We start from the raw sequence: 25,324 nt of genomic DNA, 5'->3' as shown, positions 1-25,324 counted from the left end.
GCTCATGAAACCCCTCGGCACCGGCGACCCGCTCAGACTCGGCCCGTACCGCCTGCTCGGCGTGCTCGGCGAAGGCGGCATGGGCAAGGTCTACCTCGGCCAGGACAGCACCGGGCGGGCAGCCGCGGTGAAGGTCCTGCGACCGGAACTGGCCCACGAACACAACCTCGCGGCACGCTTCGTCCGCGAGGCACAGACGGCGCGGGCGGTGACGAGCCGCGGGGTGGCACGCGTCCTCGGAGCCGACACCGAGGGCGGCAGGCCGTGGATCGCCACCGAGTTCCTGGCGGGCCCGACCCTGGAGGAGGTCGTCTCCGACCACGGCCGCCTCGGCGAACCCGCCGTACGCGCCCTGGCCGCCTCCCTCGCCCGCACCCTGGCGGACATCCACGCGGCGGGCCTCGTCCACCGCGACCTCAAGCCCCCGAACATCATCCTGACGGCGACGGGCCCGCGCGTCATCGACTTCGGCATCGCCCGCCCCGAACACGGCCTCACCCTCACCACCACCGGCCAGATCCCCGTCACCCCCGGCTACGGGGCACCGGAACAGGTGCTGGGCCGCCGCGTCGCACCGTCCGCCGACGTCTTCTCGCTCGGCGCGGTACTGATCCACGCGGCGAGCGGGCACCGGGCCTTCGAGGGGGGCCATGTCGCGGCGCTGCAGTACGAGGTCGTGCACGGGGAGCCCGTATGGGACGACGTCCCGGAAGCGCTCCGGGCGCTCATCGCCCCGCTGCTGGCCAAGGACCCGGCGGCCCGGCCCGCCCCCGACGCGATCGTGAAGTCCTTCGCCCCGCCCCGTGGCGCCGACCGCGACTGGCGGCGCGGCCCGGTGGCCGAGGACATCAAGAAGCGGGAGGAGGACGTCCGAACGCTACTGACGCCGACGCGGACGAGCGTCGGCCGCCAGGTCTCGCGCCGCCGGCTGCTCACCGGCTTCGCGGCGGGCGGCACCGTGCTCGCGACGGCGGGCGGCACGACGGCGTGGCTCCTGCGCTCGCGGACGACGAAGAAGCCGGACCTCTTCGCGATACCGCCCGCGGTGAAGTCCCCGGTGGCCCGCGCTCTCTCCGCGGACGAGGGGGACTTCGTCATCGGCGATCCCCCGAAGCCGTTGTGGGGCCCGCTCCGGGTCCTCCATGCCGACACCCCCTCCCCCCTGCCCGTACGGGACGTCATCGTCTTCGGCGCGGCGGACGGCGGCCTGGCCGCCCACAACGTCGTGGACGGCAAACGCCGTTGGGCGGCTGCCGACGTCCACGCCCCCGGCCGCTACCTCTCGTTGTCGGACCGCCTGATCGCGGCGGTCGGCAAGGACGGCAAGCTGCTGACGTTCGTGGCGTCCACCGGCGAACCCAAGTGGACGGCCCCGGCCGAGGCGGCCTGGCTGCTCGCCGCGGACGACGAGGCGGTGTACCTCGTGACGAAGGACCGCCGGCTGCGGGCCGTCTCCCGCTCCGACGCGCGGATCCGCTGGACGGTCAAGCCGTCGGCGAACCTGGCGGGCAAGACCGGGCCGAAGGCGGTCACGGGACGGGGCCGGCTGGTCGTGGCCACCGTCGACGGCGACGTGATCGCCCTCGACACCCGCGACGGCCGCACGCTCTGGGACCTCCGCTCCCAGTCCGAGGGCCTCATCCGCCCCGCCGTCGCCGACGACACCGTCTACCTGAACGGCAGGACCCTGACCGCCCGCGCCCTGGCCGACGGCAAGGAACGGTGGACGGCCAAGGTCAACCGCGTCGCGGGTGACAACCCGCCCTGGGGCCCGCCGACAGTCCACGGCGCGTTCGTCTTCGCCGTCCAGGGGGACTGGCCCACACGGCTGAAGCGCGGTGACGGCAGCACGGGGGAGTGGGAGGCCTCGGACAAGAGCGGGCGGCTCGGCCCGGTCGTGGTCCAGGGCTCCGGTCTGTGGACCATCGCGGACGGCCTGCTCAAACAGGTGCGGGCCATCGACCTGGAGTCGCGCCGGCCCATGTGGAGCTACGAACAGAAGTCGCCCAAGAACACATGGATCACGGCGGACGGCAACCGGGTGTTCGTCGTCGGCGACACGGAACTGACGGCGTTGCCGGTGTTCTAGCGTCCTTCAACGGGCGGGTGACGAGGCGACCGAGCGCTTCGGCCGGCCTTTCGGCCGGCCGAAGCCCTCGCGCCCGCCCCGGGCCTGCCACCCGGTCAGCCGTACCAGGTCAGGCCGTGCCCGGTCAGCCGTGCTCGGGCTCCACCGGGAGCCACAGCTCGGCGTCGGCCTCGTCCTTCCCCGGCGACATACGGACGCGCAGGATCTCGGGCCCCGTGCGGCTGCGGTACGGGTTGGACGGGAACCACTCGGTGAATACGTCCCGCCACAGCTCCTGGATGGCCCGCGGTGCGGGCCCGGAGGTGGTGAAGACCGCCCAGGTGCCGGCCGGAACGGCCAGCGCGGTCGTGCCCTCGGGGGCGGCCTGGGAGGTGATCACACCGTGGTAGTAGTCGAGTTCGGTGCCCTCGGCGCGGCTGGGGTCCAGGCCGTCACAGGCCGCGACGATGCCGTAGGGCTCCTGGTCCGACAGCTTCTCCACCCGTTCCAGGGCTTGCGGGTCGATCCCGCGGACGAAGTCCGCGATCGCCTGGTTCGGTCCCGTGTGCACCAGCGGCACCCGGGCCTTGAACCCGACGACGGCGAAGTCCGCCTTGTCCACGACGCGGTATCGCATACTGCTACTCCCTTCGATGGTGAGACGGAAGGCCATCCGGGGCTGGGAGCTGAGCGCGGCACCGGTACGCCGGGCCTCACCCGGTCCGATGCCGTGCATGGCACGGAACGCCCGCGCGAACGCCTCGCCGGAGCCGTAGCCGTAGCGCACCGCGATCTCCAGCAGCGTCTCGCGCCCGGCGAGCACTTCGGCGCCCGCGAGGGTGAGCCGACGGCGCCGGACGTACTCCGACAGCGGCATGCCCGCGAGCGCGGAGAACATCCGGCGCAGGTGGTACTCCGAGGTGGCCGCGATGCGTGCCAGCTCGGCCACCTCGATCTCCTGGTCGAGACGGTGCTCGATGTGCTCCATGGCCCGGTTCAGCCGCTCCAGCATCGCCCGGTTTCCTTCCTCTTGACGACCACCACGCTAGGCAGCGTCCACCATGCCGGACCCGACATCCTGTGCCCGATCAAGTCGGGTGCGCGGGGCGGCTACGGGCGGTGGAATGAGGGCGTGGGGGAGCGAATCGAACGAATGAGTACTCGTACTCATGTCGCTGTCACTGGCTGTCAGTAGGGTGGGGACGCATGGTGATGCGTTGGTTAACGGGGAAATTGTGAGGGGCGGGCAGTAGACGTGGTGGACAGTGCCGGTGGGGCGGCGGGGCCTGGTGGTTCGACCGGGCCCGGTGGTTCGGCGGGGAGGCTGGAAGCGGATCTGGCACAGCTCAAGTCCTTCCAGGGCCGGGTGGACGCTCTCCTGACCGACCTCACCGGCTCCGAGGGCGGCCCGGACCGCCTCACGGGCAACCGCCTCGCGCAGGCGGTCCTGGGCAAGTCGTTCGGCGAGGCGGACGCCCTGTACTCCGCGTACGACGACGTCCACACCCAACTGGCGACCCTCTCCCAGCTCCTGTGCGACCAGATCGAGGCCCTGGGCACCGCCATCCACGCCTCCCGGGTCGGCTACGCCAACATCGACCTGGAAGCGCGCGAACGCATGTGGGCCATCCAGTCCCGGGCCAAGGAGCACTACGACCCCGCTCGGGACCCGCACGCGAAGGACGTCCCGCCCGTCCCGTCCGAGCCGACCCCGAAGCCGACACCGCCCCCGACGCCGGGCAGCCAGAAGGGCACGTTCTGATGACCACCCCACCTCCGGGCGGCGCAGGCCCGGTCATCCGGCGCACCGTCAACCCCGCCATGATCACGTCGGACTTCGAGTCGAAGTCCCACGAGCAGCTGCGCGCGATGATCGAGGACGCGGACCCGCACAAGACACGGGACCTGGGCGACAAGCTCAAGTCCGCCGGTGCCGCCATCGCCAAGATCGGCGAAGACCTCCGGACGTACATGTCCCACGTCAACTGGGAGGGCGAGGCCGGCGACGCCTTCCGCACGTGGGGCGCGAACATGGTCAGCGCCACGGCGCGGCTGGGCGAGTTCAGCGACAAGACGGGCACGTGGATGGGCCACGCGGCGGACATGCTGGGCTCGGTCAAGTCGTCGATGCCGGAGTACTCGGCGACGTCGAAGACGACCCTGAACGCCTACCTGTCCCAACACCCGACCGGCTTCCTCCTCAAGCCCCCGGCCAACTCCGACGCCCCGAAGCCGGGCGGCGGCGTCCTGGCGGGCCCCACCCCGGAGGCAGCGGCGGCGGCCCAGAAGCGGCTGGACGAAGACCACGCGGAGGCCGTTCGCCTGATGCGGCAGCTCGCGGGGGCGTATGTGTGGTCGGCGCATCATATGGGGGAGGTGGAGAGGCCGGTGTTCCAGCCGATTCGGGATGATCGGATGCCACCACCGCCTGTTCTTGAACCGGAGTACATCCCCGCCCCTGGCGCCGCAGCGGGCCCTGCGTTTGCCTCTGGCGGTGGCCCGGCGGAGCAGGGCGGGCAGGGGGATGGAACGGGTCGCGGGACCTACACAACAGGTTCGGCCCCCTATGTACCTGAGACGGGCGCAGTCGCCGGATCCCCATCCTCCACGCGTCCTGAGCCGTTGCCTGCCGCTATGGGTGTCGATGGTGGTGTGGCTGTCCCCACTGTTCCGGCCTCTCCGTCCGACGGGCTAGTGGTCCCTACTCGCGTCGACGGGGCACCGGATCGAGTTCAGTTGCCGACGGCACCGGGCGTGCCACCGATGGGGCCTCCAATGCCAGGAACACCCACCGGAGCGGGTCGCGGTGAAGTCTCCGCGAGGGGGGTGCCTGGGATGCCGGGGCAAAGCGCTGGCGGTGGGGCAATCCCGAAGCAGGGGGGGATTGGAGGCGTGATGCCCGGTCCCGGGGCGACCGGTGGTCGGGTCAACGTGCCGACGACAGGGGTACCGAACGACGGTGTCGTCGGAGGTCGCCCCATGGCTCGGCTGCCGGGGCAGTCAAAGGCTCAGGTATCTCGAGGCACGGTTATCGGAACAGAGCCAGTGCATGGTCGGCCCCCAATGAGCCATGGCCCTGGGGGGATCATGCCAGGTACCCCCGCTGGAGGCTCCGGGCGTACAGGTAACGGCGGACGGCGTCTGGCAACCGAGAACGGTGGAATCGTAGGGGGCCGAGCGCAGTCGCGACCTGGTGCCGTTGATCGACCGTTTACGCAGGGTGGGACTGGTTTGGTCCGCAATCTTGGCCAGACTCAGTCCGGCCGCAGTAAAGCCCGCCGAGAGCAGCGGGATGGGCGCCCCGGCTACTCGGTCGAGGACGACGACGCTTGGCTGCATGGCAATCAGAGAGTCGTGCCCCCCGTTATCGATTGACGCTGGCCGGAGAGTAAGGAAGAGCATGCATCGAACCCCTGGTACAGGAGCGTTCGGGAGAGGCATGGTGTCCGCGATCACCACCCTCGTCGCCTTTGCTGTGTCCGTTGGGCCGGCTCAGGCGGACACCATCCGTTCCCAGCAGTGGTACTTGGACGCGATGCGAGCCGAGGAAATGTGGAGAACGAGCACGGGTGTCGGTGTGACAGTGGCCGTCATTGATACCGGTGTGGACGCGAAACTGCCCGACTTGCAGGGCCAAGTTCTCCCCGGAAGAGACTTTTCAGGGATCGCGGGAGGTGCCCACTCAGATTACGACGGGCACGGAACAACAATTAGTGTGCTCATCGCGGGAACCGGTAAGAGCAACGGAGGGGCTGGAGCTCTCGGTCTTGCGCCTGGCACCAAGGTCCTTCCCGTACGCGTTATCAGTAACACGGCCCCTGTCACACAGAAGCTGCCAGGGAAAGCTATGAGCGAGGCGATCCGCTTCGCAGCAAACTCGGAAGCAAAGATCATCAACATTGCCATGGCTGGGCCTGGCGAGAATCCGGAGGAGTCAAAGGCTGTTGAGTACGCCCTCTCCAAGGGGAAATTGGTTTTTGCAGGCGTCGGAAACCATGGGCACAAGGACAATGCTGTTGCCTTTCCGGCAGCCTTTCCGGGAGTCGTAGGCGTCGCAGCGGTCGACGAGGACATCAAAGCGACAGCAGAGTCGGAGCGCGGCCCGCAAGTGGACTTGGCCGCCCCAGGCGACAACATGGTCACGACCTGCAAAGGCGGCACCGGAGTCTGCCGAGGGCATGGCACCAGCGCCGCAACGGCGATCGCCTCCGCCTCCGCCGCCCTCCTCTGGTCCGTCCACCCCGACTGGACCGCCAACCAAATCACCCGGGTCCTCATCAACACCGCCGGCGGCCCGGAGAACGGCGACAAGCGCAGTGACTACATCGGCTACGGCGTAGTCCGCCCCCGCATCGCCCTAAAGAACCCCGGCGACCCGGGCCCACCGGACGTGAACCCCCTCCCGGGCCCCAAGACGCCCGCGCCGCAGGCAACCGCATCGCGCGCCACCGGCGGCATGCCCCCGCGGGCCGCCGCCGACGACAACGGCGACGGGCTCTCGACGCGCAACGTCCTCGCGGTAGGCGTCGCAGCCGCAGTAGCGGCAGCCGTCGCCATTCCGGTGGGGCTCAAGAGACGCCGCAGATCACGCCAGATGTAGCGTGCCGCAGGTATACACGCGATCACAGGGCATCGCGCACACCGATCAGACAGCAAAGCACTAGTCGTGAGGGTTCCAGCAAGGAACTCCGTGGGGGAGACGCGTCGTGAGTGACAGCGGCAAGGTCCTGGACATCAAGACCGAGGACATCAAGTCGTCCGCCCCGGTCTTCCACGAGCAGAGCCAGAAGCTGAGTGACGCGCTCACCAAGCTCGTCCAGACCTTGGACGGCCTTGGGGAGCCGTGGGGTAAGGACGACGGGGTCCAGGAGTTCGTGGCGTCCTATCTCAAGAAGCAGAAGGCGATCGAAAAGGCGACGGGCACCCTCGTCCTGGGGCTCGTCAGCATTCACGAGGCGATGAACGACATGGCGGACGGCCACGTCGAGAACGACGATCTGATCGCAGGGATGTTCGCCAAGGCCAAGCCCGGGCACGGCGGCGCCAAGTGAGTGTTGCGGACGAGGCGAAGAACGCCCTCAAGGCGATAGGCCTGCACTGGCCCGACGGAGATCCGGGAAAGCTCCGCCAAGCGGCCGCCGCTTGGGAGACGTTCGCCGACAGCGTCGACGCGGTGCGCACTCCCGTGAACAACACGGCCGGCGCACTCATACGTAACAACAAGGGCGAGGCGATCGACGCCTTCGAAGCCTTCTGGAGCCGCTACGCGGGCGACGGGGGCAAGGGCTGGTTGAGCGATATCGCGAAGGCAGCCCGGGAGATGGCCACGGGGCTGCGGGAGCTGGCGAAGACCATCGAGGACGCCGTCGACAAGCTGGAGAAAGCGCTCGTCATCAATGGCGTGGTCATCGCCGCCGGCTTCGGCCTGGCGGCGTTCACCTTCGGTGTTACCGCCGAAGCGTCCGCCGCCGCGGCTGCGGGGATCATCCGGCTGGGCGCCACCCTGGGCGTCACCATCTCCGCCGTCGCCGCCGAGATCGCGGCCACGACTCTCGTCGCCGGAGCCTTCGCCGGGGTGGAGTCGGTCTCCGTCAATCTGGCTGTCGCACAGCCCATGAAGGTCGCCGCCGGACTGCAGAAGGGTTTCAGCCTGCCTGAGATCAACGCCGCCGCGAAGGACGGGATGCTGCTCGGCGGGATGTTCGGTGGAGCGCTCGGCGGCGTGGGAGCCGTCACACGCAACGCGCCTCTGGGTATGGGGTACCGAGGTCTGCTCAAGGGCGCCCGGCCCAACCTCGTCGAGCTTCCGGCGGCCGCCCGGCCCACGTGTTCGATCAAGTGTGCCCTCGACCCGATCGATGTGGCGACCGGAGCGATGCTGCTGCCGCAGACCGACGTCACCCTCCCCGGCGATCTGCCCCTGCTCGTGGAACGCACCCATCTGTCCTCGTACCGTGCGGGCGGCTGGTTCGGTCCCTCCTGGGCTTCCACGTTGGACGAGCGTGTCCAACTGGACGCCGAGGGCGTGGTGTTCGTCGCGGCCGACGGCATGCGCCTGGTGTACCCGGTACCGGACCCTTCCGGCCCGGCCCTGCCGGTCAAGGGGCCACGATGGCCGCTGACGTGGGACGGCACGCCCGATGGTGCGCTCACGATCACCGACCCGTTCACCGGAGTCGTACGGACCTTCGGCAGCGCGGCACCCACGGATGTGCCTGACGCGGTGCAGCTACCGCTGGAGAGCGTGCAAGACCGCAACGGGGTGCGCATCGACATCGAGCGCTCCTTTGGCGGCGTCCCGACCGGGATCCGGCACACGGGTGGCTACTACGTGGCCGTCGACACCCAAGGGCCGCGTGTCACTGCCCTCAGGTTGTTGGACAAGGCGCCATCGCTCTACGAGCCGCAGCAGGATTTCGGCGGCGGTACGGTCCTGGTCCGTTACGGCTATGACGAGGCCGGTCACCTCGCCGAGGTGGTCAACTCCAGCGGCAAGCCGCTGCGTTTCACCTACGACGCCGAAGGCCGGATCACCTCCTGGACCGACCGCAACGCCACCTCGTACAGCTATGTCTACGACGCGCGCGGTCGTGTCGTACGCACCGAAGGCAGCGACGGCTTCCTCTCCGGCTCCCTCTCCTACGACGACGAGACCCGCACCACCACGGTCACCGACTCTCTCGGGCGCCAACGTACGTACCGGCACAACGCCGACTGCCAGGTCGTCGAGGAGACCGACCCGCTGGGTAACACCACCCTCACGGAGTGGGACGCGAGGGGCGATCAGCGTCTGTCGGTCACCGATCCACTCGGCCGCACGACGCGTTACGACTACGACGAGGCCGGAAACCTCGTCCGCGCCACTCTGCCGGACGCCACCACGGGACAAGCGACCTACAACCCGCTGTGCCAGCCGACAGAGGTCATCGAGCCGGGCGGGGCCACGTGGCGTCACACCTATGACGAACAGGGCAACCGCCTCTCCACGATCGACCCTGCGGGCGCGGAGTCACGCTACGACTACGACGATTCCGGCCGCCTGACCGCTGTCACCGACGCCCTGGGCCACACTCATCGCATCACCTGTAACCCGGCCGGCCTGCCCCTCGCCGTCGTCGATCCGCTCGGCCACACCACGACCGTCCGCCGGGACGCCTTCGGCCGTGTCACCGAGGCGATCGACCCGCTGGGCCACACCACCCTGATGGGCTGGACCACCGAGGGCAAGCCGATCTGGCGGGAACAGCCCGACGGCACCCGCGAGACCTGGACCTGGGATGGCGAGGGAAACCTCCTCACCCACACCGACCCCGCAGGTAACACCACCGAGCACACCCACACCCATTTCGACCTCCAGGCATCCCGCACCGATCCCAACGGCATCCGGTACGACTTCGCCTACGACACGGAACTGCGCCTGACCGGGGTCACGAATCCGCAGGGGCTGACCTGGTCGTACGACTATGACGCGGCGGGCCGGCTGATCTCCGAGACCGACTTCAACGGCCGCACGCTGACCTACGCCCACGACGCGGCGGGCGCGCTCGTCTCCCGAACCAACGGTGCGGGTGAATCCCTGCGCTTCACCCGCGACCGGCTGGGCCGCACGGTCGAGCAGCGCTCGGACGCGGGCGCCACGACCACCTACGCCTACGACGCTTCGGGCAGCCTGATCCGCACGGCCAACCCGGACGCCGAGATCACGTGGGAGCGCGACGCACTCGGCCGCCCGCTGACCGAAACCGTCAACGGCCGCACGACGCGCTACGCCTATGACGCCCTGGGGCGCCGCGCCCAGCGCACCACCCCGTCCGGCCTGCTGTCCGAGTGGACCTACGACGCGGCGGGCCGGCCGGTCGAACTGCGCAGCGACGCGGGATCACTGACCTTCACCTACGACGCCGCCGGGCGCGAGACCGGACGCCGCATCGGCGAGGGCGCGACCCTCACCCAGACCTGGGACGCGACCGACCGCCTCACCACGCAGACCATCACCGGCCACCACCAGGACGCGGACCGTCTGCTCCAGCACCGCTCCTACGCATACCGGGCGGACGGCTACCTCACCGAGATCCGCGAACTGACGTCGGGCACGCGCCGTTTCGATCTCGACCGGACGGGCCGAGTCACTTCCGTCAGCGCCCACGGCTGGTCCGAGACCTACGCCTATGACAGCGCGGGCAACGTCACGCACGCCACGGCTCCCGAACACCCGGCGCCGGGCGACCGCGAATTCACCGGCACCCTCATCCGCCGCGCCGGCCGCACGACGTACGAGCACGATGCGCAGGGCCGTCTTGTCCGCAAGACGCGCAAGCTGCTCAATGGGCAGACGCGCACGTGGACGTACCGGTGGAACGCGGAGGACCGCCTCACGGAAGCGGTGACGCCGGAGGGGGAGCGGTGGCGGTATGCGTACGACCCGCTCGGGCGACGAATTGCGAAGTGGCGCTTGTCGGATGAGGGCACGGTCACCGAGCGTCGTGACTTCACCTGGGAGGACACCCGCCTGGCTGAACAGACGGCTGCCGACAGCGCGGCCACTACCTGGGACTACGCCCCCGGTACGCATCGGCCGCTCATCCAGATCGAGCGCAGACTGAGCGAGCCTGACGCATCGCTGCTCTCGAAGTTCATGGCCCCTGGGCAACGGGGGGAATACAATCGTTTTCATGCCGTCATCACCGACTTGGCCGGCACTCCCATTGAGCTGATCACTCGCGACGGCGAACTGGCTTGGCAGCGTCGCAGCACCCTCTGGGGCACCCGCCTGCCGGCCCCACCGGATGGTGCTGTCGACTGTCACTTGCGTTTTCCGGGGCAGTACTTCGACCCTGAAACGGGGCTCCACTACAACTTCCACCGGCACTATGACCCGGAGACGGGGCGGTATGCGTCCGTGGATCCGCTGGGTCTGGCGCCAGCGCCGAATGCCTCGACGTATGTTCATAACCCCCACACATGGGCGGACCCGATTGGGCTAGCGGGCTGTCTGCAGAAGGGTGCCGATTCACCTGCAGGGCCTGGACCCTGGAACTTGACTGGGAAAGACCCGATGCGTGTCGTTCCCGATAACGCTAGCGTCCGCCAGCTCACGCCTGATCCGAACGGGGGGGCTCAGTATGGGTTGGAGTACAAGTGGGTGGATTCCGAGGGGAGAACGGTACGCTTGAGGATTCACGGGCCAGACGGCAACGCTCCTGCAGGTTCAAATGCTGCAGTGGGTGACTCGTACCGTATTCAATTTGGTGGTAAATACCAGGATGACCTGGGGAATCTGTATCCGCGAAATGTGCACAACGATAGGAGTCCTAATTACGACCCGGAGGCTGCGAATGCCACCCACATTCCGTGGCCCAGTCAATACCCAGGACTTTAACTTTCACATAATCTCAGGGAATGCGAATGGCTGTCGGTGACAAGAGGCTGATCGACTTGGTCAGAGGACTGGCTTCCAGCCATCCTGTGGAGCGGGAGGCTGCGTGTGGAACAGTGACAGATTGGATCACGTCATTTGACGCTCGTGAGGTTGGCCTACTGGCTACACTCTTGTCCTCTGCTGCTACTCAGGAACAGGTCCCGGTCTGTAGAGAGAGCCAACTGCACGCGCTCGTCGAGTTGGTGGACACTGGCTTGGTGCAATCCGCCCAGACAGCGCCACTTTGGCAGTTCGACAGAGATGACCTTGGGATCTCAGAAGTCGAGTACCTGAACTATCTGAGCGATGAGCTTCAATAAGGGCAGTCTCCCGGGCGCGCTGGTGCCCGGGACGAGGCCTCCGATGGTCGTTGCTGCCAGTCGCACAACGTCCGCAGGCCTGAGTGCTCGGCCCTAATTGAGCACGCCGTCGCTGCTGGCGAGCCCGGCTCATGCGGTGGAATTGTCTTATGTGTAAATGTCCGCTCCGGGCGGCACTCGTCGACTCGGTGAACACACCGACTGCCGGGTGGGTCGCAAAGCCTTTGCCTGGCTGTTCACACCCGGACGCGACGTGAGTCTGTCCGTGCGGTGGCGGTACGGAGTGTTGCGGCTGACCGTGTTCGACGAGCATCCCGCGCACGCGGCGGGCGGTGACGGTGAAGCCTGCCGGGCGCGGCGGCGGCAGGCGCTGGCCACGCTCGACGCCGTCGTCAACGCCTGCGGCGGGATCTGCGGGCTGGCCCCGGCCGATGGGCCGCTGGCCGGGAGTCGTATGTGGGTTGTCGTTCCGCGAGAGGCGGCGGCGCTCTATGCCCGGATCTGAAGCGCGGAGTACTGCCGCCCTCGAAGTGGTGTCCCAGCTCCGTGAGGCGCTGGAGCACCACGGTCTCAAGCTTCCCTCACTGCGGGTGCAGCGTGCCGCCACCGGGGAAGAACTCATCCAGCTCGGTGGCGCCCGTCCGGACGTGGTGAGGGGGCTTGTCGAAGTGCTGAGTGACCGTCGCCGTGACAGTCGTTAGCTCGCCACCCGTTCCCGCTCCGCCTCCGCCCCCTTCACAGGCAGGACCCACAACGCTGCCCACAGCGCCGCTCGCGTCACCAGGCCCGCCAGGGCCGCCGCCGCGAGGCCGTCGACCTGGAGGTCGCCGCCGGCCAGGTCGAAGAGCCAGGCGGCGAGGAGCCATATCAGGGTGTCCTGGAGCCAGCCCGCCGCTCCGAGGATGAGGAGGACCACCGGGGCCTTGGGGCGGGTGAAGACCGGGGTGGTGTCCACCAGGGTGGTCAGGATCATGAAGAGGAGGGCGGTCAGGGCCGCCGTCAGGAGGGTGTCCGGCAGGCTGTCGCCGCCGAGGGACACTCCGGGCAGAAGGCCCGCGGACAGCGCAATGCCCGCCAGCAGGCCGATCTTGCGCTGGTTTTCTTCAGTCATGGGCGTGACTGTGACATGACGTCATCGCGCTCGAAAAATCCGGGAGGCGCCTTCCGGCTCATCCCGTGGCCGGATTCCGACTCCGCTCCCGCCCAGCGTCACGCGTAGGCGCCGTACAGCCCCATGAGCAGCCACATCAGGAAACAGGTCGTCGGAACGGTGATGACAGAGCCGAGAACGAGGCCCACGAGGGCCATGCGGCCGTTGCTCGCCTCGCCGCGCTTCGCTCTTCGGACGCCCACCGCACCACAGACGATCGCGGCGATGCCGACCGGGATCCCCAGGAGGAATCCCCCGGCCACGGTGGTCAGCGCGAGCGACGACAGGGCGAGAACCAGCGCCGACGTCCCCACGACGTCGCGGTCGTTCGGCGGCGTCGGCAGGCTCTGGTCCGGCGGAAACATGGCGCGTTGTGTCATGCCCCGACCGTATGGACGCCGCGCATCGGCCGGCATCGGGGCCGGTACTCATCCGTCCGCCGCTCGGATACTCATTCAGAGGCCGTGACCGGAATCGAACCGGTGTAACTCGCTTTGCAGGCGAGTCCCTCAACCACTCGGGCACACGGCCGTGTTGTGCCTTCCCCGTGACCATAGAGGTGCGGCGGGCACCGCTCAATAGGGCGGCCGCAACTGCCATACGGCCGACATGCCGCGTTCATCGGCGCTCCCCTACGTCAGGAACTCCTCCACCACCGGGCCGAACATCTCCGGCTCGTCCACCCACGGGTAGTGGCCCACCCCGTGCAGCGGCCTCAGCGTGGCGTTCGGGAGGGACTCCGCGACCAGTTCGCCCGCGCGCATGCCCGTCACGCCGTCCCGGTCGCCGGTGATCACCAGGGTCGGGCACGCCACCTCGCGCAGGGCCGTGAGGAGGGCCAGGCGGGCCGGTTCGTCGACGCCCTGCCAGAATCCGGCGCGGGGGACCGGGTTGAGCTGGTCGCCCTCGGTGGCCGCGTGGGCGCGCTGGGGGGCGTCCCAGCGGCCGTAGGCCAGGGGGGCCGCGCGGAGGAGGAGGGAGCGGACCTCGGACATGTCCGTCGCCGAGGCCAGCATGTGGACGGCCACGTACGCGTCCTTCCACCAGGGTTCCGTGGCGCGGGACTCGAAGATCTGCTCGGCGTCGTCGGGAAGTTCGCCCTGGAGGCGCGAGCCGGGGGTGACGAGGATCAGGTGCGCGAGGTGCTCCCCGTGCGAGGCCGCGTACGCCTGGGCCGTCGCGCAGCCCGCGTCGTGGGCGAGCAGGTCCAGGCGCGGGGCGTCCAGATGGGCGCGGAGGGCTTCCAGGTCCTGGGCCAGGGAGGGGAAGGCGTACGCGCCGGGGTCCGCGGCCGTGGGGGAGGCGCCCGTGCCGCGGCTGTCGGGGACGATCAGGGTGCGGTGTGCGTCGAGGCCGCCCAGATCGCCCAGGTACGCCGCGTCACGGCCCGGTCCGCCGGCCAGGCAGACCAGCGGCGGGGCCGTCGAGCCGTCGCGTGCTTCCCACACGCTGTAGGCCAGCTCCGTGCCGTCGAACGACGTGAAACGCGATACGTAGGGGGGCATGGCTCTTCCCTGCCCGAATTGTTCAAGCCCATTCGTGATCCAAAAGCAGCCATCGGCCACTTGCCCCGTTATCCCAACCTCAGCTTATGATTCAGCGGTGTTCGACTCCCGGCACATCAGGACGTTTCACGAAGTGGTCAAGGCCGGTTCCTACTCGGCGGCCGCTCGCTCGCTGGGCTATACACAGCCCGCGATCACCCAGCAGATGAAGGCCCTCGAACGTACCGTCGGCACTCCGCTGTTCCTCCGCGTGGGCCGCCGGATGCGGCTCACCGAGGCCGGTGAGGCCCTCTCCCGGCACGCCGAGACCATCCTCGACAGCCTCACCGCCGCCCAGGCGCAGATGAGTTCCCTCACCCGGCTGCGCGCCGGGCGGGTGAGGGTGTGCGCGTTCCCCAGTGCCAGCGCCACGCTCATACCCGAGACGGTGGCCCGCCTGGCCATCGACCATCCCGGGATCCGGGTCGAGCTGCAGGAGAGCGAACCCCCCGACTCCCTGCACCGCCTCGTGCGCGGCGAGTGCGACATCACCCTCGCCTTCACCTATCCCGGCCTGCGGGAACAGGTCCCGGACGAACTCGTGGAGATTCCGCTCCTGGAGGACCAGCTCACCGTCCTGCTGCCGATAGGGCATCCGCTCGCCCGCCGGCGCGCCGTCAAACTCGCCGATCTGGCGGAGGAGCGCTGGATCGCCGGATGCCTGCGCTGCCGCACCAACTTCCTGCACGAGTGCGCCGAGCAGGGCTTCGCGCCGGACATCGCGTTCACCACCGATGACAATCTCGTCGTCCAGTCGCTCGTGGCGGAGGGGCTCGGGGTCGCGATGATGCCCGGGCTCGTCCTGTCCTTCCTCCGCCACGACAAGATCACCGGGCGGGCGCTCGACCCGGCCTCCCGCCGCCAGGTCTCCGCCTACGTGCTGCGCGACCACCTCCGCATCCCCGCCACCGCGCTCGTCGTGGACGGGCTGAAAGCGGTCGCCGCCCGCCGCGTCGGATGTTGAGCGACGGTCACGGTCGTTCCGTAGACGACACACATCCATAAGCCCGTGTTGGCATCCCGCGAAGGAACTGTCGTTGGACGTGATGGTTCCGGTGGCTCGACGCTGCACCTATGACCACACCCACCGCAGCCCCGACGACCGCTCGGCTCGGCCAGCTCGTCGACGACGTCCGGGAAGCCGTAGGCCGTGGCCTGCCGCCCGACACGACGGCGTACCTCGTCGGCGAACGGCTCGCGGGCCACCTCGGCGCCCCCGACCTGCTCACCGAGGAACAGCGCGAGGGCGACCCCGACCGCTACCGCCAGCACATCCTGCACGCCGAGTCCGACGGCAGCTTCTCCATCGTCGCGCTCGTGTGGCTGCCCGGCCAGCAGACCGCCGTCCACGACCACGTCTCGTGGTGCGTCACCGGTGTCCACGAGGGCCAGGAGAGCGAACGCCGCTACCGCCTCGTCCCCGACGGCACGACCGCCCGTCTCGTCGTCACCGAGGACGTGATCAACGGCCAGGGCGACGTCTGCGGCTTCGCCCCGCCCGGCGACATCCACAGCGTGCGCAACTCCTGTTCGTCCACCGCGATCTCCCTCCACATCTACGGCGCCGACGTCTCCCGTCTCGGCTCCAGCGTCCGGCGCGTCTACGACCTGCCGGTCGGCGAACGGTGATGACACCCCGGGCCCCCTTCTCCCCAGGAGTGCCGTCGTGGCACTGATCAGCTCGCGGGTGCGGGACCACGCGGCCGAGACCTCCGGCGCGCCCGGCACCTCCGGCGCGACCAAGCCGCCGCGCCGGGTACCCGCCGCCCTCCCCGGCCTCGCCATGGCCGCCGTGGGCGTGGCGCTCGCCTGGACGGTCCATCTGCTCGTCCCGGCCGTGCCCATGCTCACCGCGGCCGTCGTGCTCGGCATCACCGCCGCGCACACCCCCGGACTGCGCGCCCGCATCCGCGGCACCGGCCGGGCCGGGCTGACACTGGCCGGCAAACGGCTCATGCGCGTCGGCATCGTGCTGCTCGGCCTCAAGCTCAGCCTGCACGACGTCCTCGGGCTCGGCTGGGCCACCGTCGTGATGGTGCTCGCCGTCGTCGCCGCCACCTTCGGCGGGACGCTCTGGCTCGGACGGAAGCTCGGGCTGCGCGGCGACCAGCCGCTGCTGATCGCCACCGGCTACTCCATCTGCGGCGCCTCCGCGATCGGCGCGGTCAGCGAGGTGACGGGCAGCGACGAGGAGGACGTCGCCACGTCCGTGGCCCTGGTGACGCTCTGCGGCACGCTCGCCATCGCCGTGCTGCCGCTGCTGCACCACCCGCTCGGCCTCGACGACGCGCAGTTCGGACGCTGGGTCGGCGCGGGCGTGCACGACGTCGGACAGGTCGTGGCCACCGCCCAGACCGCCGGACCGGACGCCCTGACCGACGCCGTCCTCGTCAAGCTGATGCGGGTGGCCATGCTCGCGCCGCTCGTCGCCGCCGTCGCCATGTCCGTACGGGCCCGCCGCGCCGCGCCGGTCACCACGGGCGGGAAGCGGCCCGCGCTCGTCCCCCTCTTCGTCCTCGGCTTCCTCGCCATGGTCGCCGTCCGCAGCACCGGCCAGGTGCCCACCGGTGTGCTCGACCTCGCCCAGCACGCGCAGGAGCTGCTGCTCGCCGCCGCCCTCTTCGGCCTCGGCAGCGCGGTGCACCTGCCCTCGCTCGTCCGCACCGGGGGGCGGGTCGCCGCGCTCGGACTGTCCTCCTGGGTCGTGATCGCCGGTGCGTCTTACGTGGGCGTTCTGCTGACGACGTGACCCGTGGCCGGCCTCGCGGACCCGCACCGGGGCGCTCTGACCGGGGCTCCGCCCCGGACCCCGGTCCTCAATCGCCGGACGGGCTGGATGCGGGAGCTTGATCCACCGGACCGGCCCCGGTGTGACCTCTGTCCCACACCCGGGTGAGGGCGGGGCGTAGCACCCGGGGGAAGCCGTGGACGCGGGTAGGCTGACGCGGTTGCCGATCGCCGAACCAGCCGACGGAGACCGTGACTACCACCACTGCCAATCACCATCTTTCGCCCGCCTTCCCCGGCCGGGCCCCTTGGGGTACCGCCAACAAGCTGCGCGCCTGGCAGGAGGGCGCGATGGGGAAGTACATCCAGGAACAGCCGCGCGACTTCCTCGCCGTCGCCACCCCGGGCGCGGGCAAGACCACCTTCGCCCTCACCCTCGCTTCCTGGCTGCTGCACCACCACGTCGTCCAGCAGGTGACCGTGGTCGCACCGACCGAGCACCTGAAGAAGCAGTGGGCCGAGGCCGCCGCCCGGATAGGCATCAAGCTCGACCCGGAGTACAGCGCCGGCCCCCTCGGCCGCGAGTACCACGGCGTCGCCGTGACCTACGCCGGTGTCGGGGTGCGGCCCATGCTCCACCGCAACCGCTGTGAGCAGCGCAAGACGCTCGTCATCCTCGACGAGATCCACCACGCCGGCGACTCCCGGTCCTGGGGCGAGGCGTGCCTGGAGGCGTTCGAGCCGGCCACCCGCCGGCTGTGCCTGACCGGCACACCCTTCCGCTCCGACACCAACCCCATCCCCTTCGTCACGTACGAGGAGGGCAACGACGGCATCCGCCGCTCGTCCGCCGACTACACCTACGGCTACGGCAACGCGCTCGCCGACGGCGTCGTGCGGCCCGTCATCTTCCTCTCCTACAGCGGCAACATGCGCTGGCGCACCAAGGCGGGCGACGAGCTGGAGGCCCGGCTCGGCGAGCCCATGACCAAGGACGCCGTCTCGCAGGCCTGGCGCACCGCCCTGGACCCGCGCGGCGACTGGATGCCGAACGTGCTGCGCGCCGCCGACCAGCGGCTGACCGAGGTCCGCAAGGGCATCCCCGACGCCGGTGCCCTCGTCATCGCCGCCGACCAGGACTCCGCCCGCGCCTACGCCAAGCTGATCCGGGAGATCACCGGCGAGGCGGCGACGGTGGTCCTGTCCGACGACACCGGGGCCTCCCAGCGCATCGACGACTTCGCGGCCTCCGACGCCCGCTGGATGGTCGCCGTCCGCATGGTGTCCGAGGGCGTGGACGTGCCCCGCCTGGCCGTCGGCGTCTACGCGACGACGATCTCCACACCGCTGTTCTTCGCCCAGGCCGTCGGCCGCTTCGTGCGCTCCCGCCGGCGCGGCGAGACCGCGTCCGTCTTCGTGCCCACCATCCCCACGCTGCTGACCTTCGCCAACGAGATGGAGGTCGAGCGCGACCACGTCCTCGACAAGCCGAAGAAGGACGGCGAGGAGGACCCCTACGCCGAGGAGGACAAGCTCCTCGCCGAGGCCGAGCGCCAGCAGGACGAGGACACCGGCGAGGACGACCAGCTCTCCTTCGAGGCGCTGGAGTCCGACGCGGTCTTCGACCGGGTGCTCTACGACGGTGCCGAGTTCGGCATGCAGGCACACGCGGGCAGCCCGGAGGAGCAGGACTACCTCGGCATCCCGGGCCTGCTGGAGCCGGACCAGGTGCAGATGCTGCTCCAGAAGCGGCAGGCCCGGCAGATCGCGCACAGCCGCAAGCGGCCCGACGCGGAGGCCGACCTCCTCGAACTGCCCGCCGAGCGGCGGCCGGTGGTCACCCACAAGGAGATGCTGGAGCTGCGCAAGCAGCTCAACACCCTCGTCGGGGCGTATGTGCACCAGAGCGGCAAGCCGCACGGTGTGATCCACACCGAGCTGCGCCGGGTGTGCGGCGGACCGCCGAGCGCGGAGGCCACGGCGGGCCAGCTGAACGAGCGGATCAACAAGGTCCGCGAGTGGGCCACGCGCATGAAGTAGCGGGACGCCCCAGCGGGCCCCAGCAGTCCCCAGCAGGACCGCAGGACTTTCTCGACGCCGGACGGGCTCATCACGCCCGTCCGGCGTTGTCGTACGCCTGTCCGCATGCTGGGAATTCCTGGTCGGTATTCGTGAATCAGCCGCGCCCTGACCGGATTGTGGGCAGACTCTTCCGATGAGCGGACCGGCTCGCTACCGTGCCCGTCACGCACACGCCCCGTGGCAGCGCCGCCGCGGAGCGCAGCCGGTGCCAAGCGACCAAGCGGCCGGCGGCCTCTTGTCGCGCGCTGCCGGACGGGACCGGTGGCGCGAAACCCCCACCGGGACGAGAGCCCGCCACTCATCGGAGGAGGGCCTCGTGACCGCGGAGACCTCACAAACACTCGACCGGGGACTTCGCGTCCTCAAACTGCTCGCCGATACCGACCACGGCCTGACGGTCACCGAGCTGTCCATCAAGCTCGGCGTCAACCGCACGGTCGTCTACCGTCTGCTCGCCACGTTGGAGATGCACGCGCTCGTGCGCCGGGACATCGGCGGCCGCGCCCGAGTCGGGCTCGGTGTGCTGCGGCTCGGCCGCCAGGTGCATCCGCTGGTCCGGGAGGCGGCCCTGCCGGCCCTGCGCTCGCTGGCCGAGGACATAGGCGCCACCGCCCACCTCACGCTCGTCGACGGCACCGAGGCGCTCGCGGTGGCCGTCGTCGAGCCGACGTGGACGGACTACCACGTGGCCTACCGCGCCGGGTTCCGGCATCCGCTGGACCGGGGTGCGGCGGGCCGGGCGATACTCGCCGCCCGCCGGGGCGAGGTCGACAGCCCCGGCTACACGCTCACCCACGGCGAACTGGAGGCCGGCGCGAGCGGCGCGGCCGCGCCGGTGCTCGGGGTGACCGGCATCGAGGGCAGCGTGGGCGTCGTCATGCTCGCCGACTCCGTACCCGCCCGGGTCGGCCCCCGGGTGATGGAAGCGGCGAAGGAGGTCGCGGACGCCCTTCGGTGACGCGCGGGCCCGTGTCGTCCGCACCACCGCTGCGCGGCGGTGTCCTCAACCGCCGGACGGGCTGGTTGGGCCGAGCCCAGCCAAATCAGCCCGTCCGGCGATTGAGGACGCGCCCGCAGGGCGCTCAGCCGCCGCAGGCGGCCAAGACGGCCCGCAGCCGAAGATCCGCCGGCCAGGCGAGAGGCGCTCAGCCGCCGCAGGCGGCACCACCGGCCGTCAGCCGAAGATCCGCCGGATACGGCCCGCGCCCAGCGACCCGCAAGGTCACGTCGGAAACGTGAGTGAACTAGATTCGCAGCATGCCAGCCGTGTCTCTCCTCGCTCGACCGCGCGCCCGCACCCTCGCGGTCTGCGCGACGCTCGTCACCGCCCTGCTCGCGGTCGCGGTGTTCGCGCCGCTGCCGTTCGCGATCGCGCAACCCGGCTCGACCGTGAACGTCCTCGGCTCCGACGACCGCAAACCCGTGATCACCATCAGCGGTGCCGCGAGCCGCCGGACCAGCGGGCAGCTGCGCATGACCACGATCGTGGCCACCGGCCCGCAGGTGGACGCGAGCCTGAGCGACGTCCTCGACAGCTGGTTCCGCTCCGACCGCGCCGTCATGCCCCGCGACTCCGTCTACCCGCCCGGCAAGTCCGACGAGGAGGCCGAGAAGCACAACCTCGCCGAGATGGCGAAGTCGCAGGACAACGCCGCCCAGGCCGCGCTGCGCTATCTCAAGCGCTCCCCGAAGGACGTGAAGGTCGATCTCCGGCTCGCCGACATCGGCGGGCCGAGCGCCGGGCTGTTCTTCGCGCTCGGCATCGTCGACAAGCTCGACGGTGACGGCCGCGGCGGCGAACTCACCGGCGGCCGGACGATCGCGGGCACCGGCACCATCGAGCCGGACGGCACGGTGGGCGCCGTCGGTGGCGTGGCCCTCAAGACACAGGCGGCCAAGCGGGACGGCGCGACCGTCTTCCTCGTCCCGAAGGACGAGTGCTCGGACGCCGGCGGCCAGGTCCCGGACGGTCTGCGGCTGATCCCGGTGACCGCGCTGAAGGACGCGGTGGCCTCGCTGCGCGCCCTGGCGGCCGGAGGGAAGGTCCCCAGCTGCTGACCGGCGGCGCCGGGTCGCCGGCGGCGCGGCGGTCACCCCTTCTTGATGAACCCCTCCGCCATCAGCCAGTCCTTGGCCACCTCGTGCGGGTCCTCCCCGTCCACGTCGACCTTCGCGTTCAGCTCCCGCGCCACGTCGTTCGTCAGCTTCGCCGTGATCGGGTCGAGCACCTCCCGGATCGCCGGGTACTTCCGCATCGTCTTGCCGTTGATCTCCGGGGCGGCGTTGTAGTTGGGGAAGAAGTGCTTGTCGTCCCGCATCACGGCGAGGTCCATGGCCTTGATGCGGCCGTCGGTGGTGAAGACCTCGCCGAACACGCACGAGCCGCCGCCCGAGACCTGGGTGTAGACGATGCCGCCGTCCATCTTCTGGACGCGGGAGGCCGGGACGGTCATGCCGTAGGCCCTCGCCATGCCCGGCAGCCCGTCGTTGCGGGCCGCGAACTCGCTCTCCACGCAGAGCGACACCGCCGCCGGGGCCGACTTCGACAGCGCGGCGACGTCGGACAGCGTCCTCGTCCGGTACTTCTTCTCGTTCGCCCGGTTCAGCGCCAGCGCGTAGGTGTTGTTGAGGGCGGCCGGCGCGAGCCAGGCGATGCCGTTGCGGGCGTCCGCCTTCGCCACCGCCCGCCACTGTTCCCCCGGGTCCGTGATCGGCCGGTCGTGGCCGAGGTAGGTGATCCACGCGGTGCCGGTGTACTCGTACATCCCGTCCGCGCCACCGGACTTGATCGCCTCGCGGGCGCCGATCGACCCCTGGATGTTGGTGCGGTCCAGGACGCTCGCCCCCGCCGCCTTGAAGGCGAGGCCCATGATCTGGCCGAGAATGATGTTCTCGCTGAAGTTCTTCGAGGCCACCGTCAGGTCCGCGCCCTTGAGCGGCAGGCCCCGGCCGACCGAGCCGGGCGCCACGTCGTCGACCATCGGCGAGCCGCTCTTCAGACCGCAGCCGCCGAGCGCGAGGGGGCCCAGCAGCGCGCCCACGAGGACCACGGCCCAGGCCGTGCGCACCGCGCCGCCCCGCGACCGCCCCGCCCGCGGCGCCATCAGGGGCCCCCTTCCAGCCCGCGCGGCCGCAGCAGCAGCTCCGCCAGCGACGCCAGCCAGTCCACCAGCAGGGCCAGCGCCACCGTCAGCACCGACCCCAGCACCAGCACCGGCATCCGCTGATTGGTGATGCCGGAGGCGATCAGATCGCCCAGCCCGCCGCCCCCGCCGAAGTACGCGAGGGTCGCCGTGCCCACGTTCAGCACGAGCGCGGTGCGCACCCCCGCGAGGATCAGCGGTACGGCCAGCGGCAGTTCGACCCTGCGCAGCACCCCCAGGGGGGACATGCCGATGCCGCGCGCGGCCTCCACCAGCGTCGGGTCGATGGCCTTCAGGCCCGCGATGGTGTTGGCGAGCACGGGCAGCACCGCGTAGGCGATGATCCCGATCAGCGCGGCCCGGGTGCCGATGCCCAGCCAGATCACCAGCAGCGCCAGCAGACCGATCGCGGGGGTGGCCTGCCCGATGTTGGCGACACCCATCACCACGGGCGCGGCGGACCGCAGCCTGCGGCGGGTGAGCAGGATGCCCAGCGGGATGGCGATGACCAGCACGAAGAAGGTGGAGACGACGGTGAGATGGATGTGCTGCCGCAGCCGCAGCCACACATTGCCGTTCTCCAGGGAGTTGCGGGCGATGGAGTCGAGGTCGGCGCCGCGGAACCAGAGCCAGGTGGCGAGCAGCACCACGGTCAGGGCGGCGGGCAGGAACGTCAGCTTCTGCCAGGTGATGCGGCGGCGCACGGGTACCGGGGCGGGCGGCGACTGACCGTCGCGGCCGGGGCCGTCGAGGCCGGTGCCGGCCGGGCCCCGCCACGGGTCGGCGCCCGGTTCCTCCGGGTCGCGGAAGGCGATGCCCCCGACCTCGTGCTCGCCCGCCCGCCGTTCGCCCTCGGGCGGCGGCCCGTCCCCGCGCGTCACGGCGCCGCCCCCGAGCGTGCCGGGCCGCGCCTCATGCCCGTTCCCCCCGGCCGCCGGTCGTGCCCTCCTGCTCCTGCCGGGTCTGGTGGGCGCGCTGCTCCTCCAGCTCGTGCTGGTGTTCCACGGCGTCGAGCCGGTCCTCCTCCAGCAGCCGCTGGACGGAGTTCATGAGGGTCTCCATGTCGACCACGCCCTCGTACACCCCGCGCCGCCCGGTCACCGCGACCCGCCCGGTGTTGTCCGTCAGCACCGCCTCCAGCGCGTCGCGCAGGGTCGCGTCCCGGGTGACGGTGTCGTGCACGAGCGTGCCCGCCCGGGCCAGCGAGCCCTTGGCGCGCATCAGGTCGCCGCGCCGCAGCCACTTGTACGGGCGGTGGTGGCGGTCCAGCAGCAGCAGCTCGTTCGTCGTGCCCGAGCGCAGCTTGTCGAATATCGACTGGAGCGGGTCGTCGATGGTGGCGGTCGGGAAGTCCACCACCGGCACGTCCCGCACACGGGTGAGGTTGAGCCGTTTGAGTGCCGCGCCGGCGCCGACGAAGCCGGAGACGAAGTCGTCGGCCGGGTTGGTGAGAATCGCCTCGGGGGTGTCGAACTGGGCGATGTGCGAGCGTTCGCGCAGCACCGCGATGCGGTCGCCGAGCTTGATGGCCTCGTCGAAGTCGTGGGTGACGAAGACGATCGTCTTGTGCAGCTCGTGCTGGAGCCGGATCAGCTCGTCCTGGAGGTGGTCACGGGTGATCGGGTCGACGGCGCCGAACGGTTCGTCCATCAGGAGGACGGGCGGATCGGCGGCCAGCGCGCGGGCGACCCCGACGCGCTGCTGCTGCCCGCCGGAGAGCTGCCGGGGGTAGCGGCCCTGGAACTCGCCCGCGTCGAGCCCCACCAGGTCCAGCATCTCCTCCACCCGGGCGCCGGTCCGCGCCTTCGACCAGCCCGTCATCCTCGGCACCAGCGCGATGTTCTGCGCGACGGTCATATGGGGGAACAGCCCGGAGGACTGGATCGCATAGCCGATCTTGCGGCGCAGCTTCACCGGGTCCATGTCGGTGACGTCCTCGTCGTCGATCCGGATCCGGCCCGACGTCGGCTCGATCAGCCGGTTGATCATCTTCATGGTGGTGGTCTTGCCGCAGCCGGAGGGGCCCACGAAGACCACCAGCTCCCCGGCCTTGATCTCCATGTTGACGCAGTCCACGGCGGGGGTGGCGGTGCCCGGGTAGCGCTTGGTGAGGTCCTCCAGCCGGATGGTGGCGCCGGACGGCCCGGCCCGGCCGGAAGACGGCTTCGCCGGTGGTGGTGGTGCGGCGGGCGACTCAGGCACGGATCCCCCTCGGGATGGTCAGCCGGCCGATCAGGAGGTACGCGGCGTCGAAGAGCAGCGCGAGGACGATGATGCCGAGCGTCCCGGCGAGCACCTGGTTGAGCGCGTTGGCGCTGCCCAGCGACGAGATGCCCCGGAAGATCTCGTTGCCCAGCCCGGGCCCCGAGGCGTAGGCGGCGATCGCGGCGATGCCCATCAGCATCTGGGTGGAGACCCGGATGCCGGTGAGGATCGGCGGCCAGGCGAGCGGCAGCTCCACCCGGAACATCCGGGCGAGCCGGGACATGCCGATGCCGGTCGCCGCGTCGACGAGCGAGGGATCCACCCCGCGCAGTCCGACGATCGAGTTCCGGACGATCGGCAGCAGCCCGTAGAGGGTCAGCGCCGTGACCGTGGGGGCCACCCCGAGGCCCGTGATCGGGATGAGCAGACCGATCAGGGCCAGGGAGGGCACGGTCAGGACCGTCGCGGTCGCGGTGACGGCGAGATTGCCGGCCCACTCGCTGCGGTAGGTGGCCACACCGATGCCGACCCCCAGCACGGTGGCGACGACCATGCACTGGAACACCGCGCCGGCGTGCTGGTAGGTGTCCGCCAGCAACTGGGCGTGGCGGTTGCCGAGGTACTCCCAGAAGCTCACCCGCTCCTCCTCGCCGATAGCGCCGAGCCG

General features: G+C 70.3%; 20 protein-coding genes and 1 tRNA gene. 12 read left to right on the top strand and 9 right to left on the bottom strand.

The annotated features are described in order from the left end of the window. The first annotated feature begins 4 nt into the window (after positions 1-4). A complete protein-coding gene (locus ACZ6MA_RS04835) occupies positions 5-2,089 on the top strand; it encodes a protein kinase domain-containing protein (protein ID WP_469431033.1) in 2,085 nt (694 codons plus the stop codon). Between the two features lie 124 nt (positions 2,090-2,213). Here the strand turns inward: ACZ6MA_RS04835 and ACZ6MA_RS04830 are convergent, their stop codons facing one another. Continuing rightward, a complete protein-coding gene (locus ACZ6MA_RS04830; RefSeq protein WP_469431032.1) occupies positions 2,214-3,080 on the bottom strand; it encodes an AraC family transcriptional regulator in 867 nt (288 codons plus the stop codon). A gap of 243 nt (positions 3,081-3,323) precedes the next feature. On the opposite strand from ACZ6MA_RS04830, the gene ACZ6MA_RS04825 reads away from it, so the two are divergent. The 5 genes from ACZ6MA_RS04825 (at position 3,324) to ACZ6MA_RS04805 (ending at position 12,311) form a co-directional block, all read left to right on the top strand. Next, on the top strand, positions 3,324-3,830 hold the full coding sequence (locus tag ACZ6MA_RS04825; RefSeq protein WP_469431031.1) for a hypothetical protein: 507 nt from the start codon (positions 3,324-3,326) through the stop codon (positions 3,828-3,830). Between the two features lie 1,677 nt (positions 3,831-5,507). Then, positions 5,508-6,668 carry a type VII secretion-associated serine protease mycosin gene (mycP, locus tag ACZ6MA_RS04820; protein ID WP_469431029.1) on the top strand — a complete coding sequence of 387 codons (1,161 nt, stop codon included), beginning with the start codon at positions 5,508-5,510 and terminating at the stop codon, positions 6,666-6,668. A gap of 106 nt (positions 6,669-6,774) precedes the next feature. Beyond that, positions 6,775-7,119 carry a hypothetical protein gene (locus ACZ6MA_RS04815; RefSeq protein ID WP_469431028.1) on the top strand — a complete coding sequence of 115 codons (345 nt, stop codon included), beginning with the start codon at positions 6,775-6,777 and terminating at the stop codon, positions 7,117-7,119. Then, positions 7,116-11,447: a polymorphic toxin type 30 domain-containing protein gene (locus ACZ6MA_RS04810; RefSeq protein WP_469431026.1), complete on the top strand. Its 4,332-nt coding sequence runs from the start codon at positions 7,116-7,118 to the stop codon at positions 11,445-11,447. Before ACZ6MA_RS04815 ends, ACZ6MA_RS04810 begins: the two co-directional genes overlap by 4 nt. 612 nt (positions 11,448-12,059) lie before the next feature. Continuing rightward, positions 12,060-12,311: a hypothetical protein gene (locus ACZ6MA_RS04805; protein ID WP_469431025.1), complete on the top strand. Its 252-nt coding sequence runs from the start codon at positions 12,060-12,062 to the stop codon at positions 12,309-12,311. 192 nt (positions 12,312-12,503) lie between these two features. Here the strand turns inward: ACZ6MA_RS04805 and ACZ6MA_RS04800 are convergent, their stop codons facing one another. From ACZ6MA_RS04800 to ACZ6MA_RS04785, 4 genes are all read right to left on the bottom strand, one after another. Further along, on the bottom strand, positions 12,504-12,917 hold the full coding sequence (locus tag ACZ6MA_RS04800) for a hypothetical protein (RefSeq protein WP_469431023.1): 414 nt from the start codon (positions 12,915-12,917) through the stop codon (positions 12,504-12,506). A gap of 98 nt (positions 12,918-13,015) precedes the next feature. Next, positions 13,016-13,336, bottom strand: coding sequence for a DUF4190 domain-containing protein (locus tag ACZ6MA_RS04795; protein ID WP_469431022.1), 321 nt, complete (start codon positions 13,334-13,336; stop codon positions 13,016-13,018). A gap of 79 nt (positions 13,337-13,415) precedes the next feature. Further along, positions 13,416-13,487, bottom strand: a tRNA-Cys gene (locus tag ACZ6MA_RS04790). 101 nt (positions 13,488-13,588) lie between these two features. Next, on the bottom strand, positions 13,589-14,461 hold the full coding sequence (locus ACZ6MA_RS04785; RefSeq protein ID WP_469431020.1) for an alpha/beta fold hydrolase: 873 nt from the start codon (positions 14,459-14,461) through the stop codon (positions 13,589-13,591). Positions 14,462-14,558: 97 nt separating this feature from the next. Here ACZ6MA_RS04785 and ACZ6MA_RS04780 point away from each other — a divergent pair, with 97 nt between their 5' ends. The 6 genes from ACZ6MA_RS04780 to ACZ6MA_RS04755 all read left to right on the top strand — a co-directional run bounded on the left by ACZ6MA_RS04780 (position 14,559) and on the right by ACZ6MA_RS04755 (position 21,367). After that, positions 14,559-15,464 carry a LysR family transcriptional regulator gene (locus tag ACZ6MA_RS04780; protein ID WP_469431019.1) on the top strand — a complete coding sequence of 302 codons (906 nt, stop codon included), beginning with the start codon at positions 14,559-14,561 and terminating at the stop codon, positions 15,462-15,464. 110 nt (positions 15,465-15,574) lie between these two features. Continuing rightward, positions 15,575-16,129, top strand: a complete 555-nt coding sequence (locus tag ACZ6MA_RS04775; protein WP_469431017.1) for a cysteine dioxygenase family protein — start codon at positions 15,575-15,577, stop codon at positions 16,127-16,129. A gap of 37 nt (positions 16,130-16,166) precedes the next feature. After that, the gene (locus ACZ6MA_RS04770) at positions 16,167-17,249 is read left to right on the top strand and encodes a YeiH family protein (RefSeq protein WP_469431016.1); all 1,083 of its coding nucleotides are present in this window, start codon (positions 16,167-16,169) and stop codon (positions 17,247-17,249) included. 230 nt (positions 17,250-17,479) lie between these two features. Beyond that, positions 17,480-19,267: a DEAD/DEAH box helicase gene (locus tag ACZ6MA_RS04765; RefSeq protein ID WP_469431014.1), complete on the top strand. Its 1,788-nt coding sequence runs from the start codon at positions 17,480-17,482 to the stop codon at positions 19,265-19,267. A gap of 358 nt (positions 19,268-19,625) precedes the next feature. Then, complete coding sequence (locus tag ACZ6MA_RS04760) at positions 19,626-20,267, top strand: IclR family transcriptional regulator (protein WP_469431013.1); 642 nt, start codon at positions 19,626-19,628, stop codon at positions 20,265-20,267. Positions 20,268-20,566: 299 nt separating this feature from the next. Next, positions 20,567-21,367 (top strand): YlbL family protein, encoded by an 801-nt coding sequence (locus ACZ6MA_RS04755; RefSeq protein ID WP_469431012.1) that lies wholly within the window; start codon positions 20,567-20,569, stop codon positions 21,365-21,367. A 32-nt stretch (positions 21,368-21,399) separates the two neighbouring features. On the opposite strand, the gene ACZ6MA_RS04750 is transcribed toward ACZ6MA_RS04755, so the two are convergent. Genes ACZ6MA_RS04750 through ACZ6MA_RS04735 form a run of 4 tightly spaced genes read right to left on the bottom strand, consistent with a single transcriptional unit; the run spans position 21,400 to position 25,294 of the window. Further along, positions 21,400-22,413 carry a glycine betaine ABC transporter substrate-binding protein gene (locus ACZ6MA_RS04750; RefSeq protein ID WP_469431010.1) on the bottom strand — a complete coding sequence of 338 codons (1,014 nt, stop codon included), beginning with the start codon at positions 22,411-22,413 and terminating at the stop codon, positions 21,400-21,402. Beyond that, a complete protein-coding gene (locus tag ACZ6MA_RS04745) occupies positions 22,413-23,333 on the bottom strand; it encodes an ABC transporter permease (RefSeq protein WP_469431009.1) in 921 nt (306 codons plus the stop codon). Before ACZ6MA_RS04745 ends, ACZ6MA_RS04750 begins: the two co-directional genes overlap by 1 nt. 31 nt (positions 23,334-23,364) lie before the next feature. Beyond that, positions 23,365-24,654 carry an ABC transporter ATP-binding protein gene (locus ACZ6MA_RS04740; RefSeq protein WP_469431007.1) on the bottom strand — a complete coding sequence of 430 codons (1,290 nt, stop codon included), beginning with the start codon at positions 24,652-24,654 and terminating at the stop codon, positions 23,365-23,367. Further along, a complete protein-coding gene (locus ACZ6MA_RS04735) occupies positions 24,647-25,294 on the bottom strand; it encodes an ABC transporter permease (RefSeq protein ID WP_469431006.1) in 648 nt (215 codons plus the stop codon). The genes ACZ6MA_RS04740 and ACZ6MA_RS04735 overlap by 8 nt, the downstream gene beginning before the upstream one ends. Positions 25,295-25,324: the final 30 nt, after the last annotated feature.

The sequence above is a fragment of the Streptomyces sp. NPDC042259 genome (assembly GCF_055582085.1).
The sequence above is the reverse complement of the archived record's forward strand: the minus strand, read 5'-3'. Positions and strand labels throughout refer to the sequence as shown.

What these genes read in the sequence shown, in the direction of transcription:
- ACZ6MA_RS04800 (WP_469431023.1), bottom strand. Translation starts at nt 12,917, where the DNA reads ATGACTGAAGAAAACCAGCGCAAGATCGGCCTGCTGGCGGGCATTGCG.
- ACZ6MA_RS04750 (WP_469431010.1), bottom strand. Translation starts at nt 22,413, where the DNA reads ATGGCGCCGCGGGCGGGGCGGTCGCGGGGCGGCGCGGTGCGCACGGCC.
- ACZ6MA_RS04755 (WP_469431012.1), top strand. Translation starts at nt 20,567, where the DNA reads ATGCCAGCCGTGTCTCTCCTCGCTCGACCGCGCGCCCGCACCCTCGCG.
- ACZ6MA_RS04835 (WP_469431033.1), top strand. Translation starts at nt 5, where the DNA reads ATGAAACCCCTCGGCACCGGCGACCCGCTCAGACTCGGCCCGTACCGC.
- ACZ6MA_RS04795 (WP_469431022.1), bottom strand. Translation starts at nt 13,336, where the DNA reads ATGACACAACGCGCCATGTTTCCGCCGGACCAGAGCCTGCCGACGCCG.
- mycP (WP_469431029.1), top strand. Translation starts at nt 5,508, where the DNA reads ATGGTGTCCGCGATCACCACCCTCGTCGCCTTTGCTGTGTCCGTTGGG.
- ACZ6MA_RS04775 (WP_469431017.1), top strand. Translation starts at nt 15,575, where the DNA reads ATGACCACACCCACCGCAGCCCCGACGACCGCTCGGCTCGGCCAGCTC.
- ACZ6MA_RS04785 (WP_469431020.1), bottom strand. Translation starts at nt 14,461, where the DNA reads ATGCCCCCCTACGTATCGCGTTTCACGTCGTTCGACGGCACGGAGCTG.
- ACZ6MA_RS04830 (WP_469431032.1), bottom strand. Translation starts at nt 3,080, where the DNA reads ATGCTGGAGCGGCTGAACCGGGCCATGGAGCACATCGAGCACCGTCTC.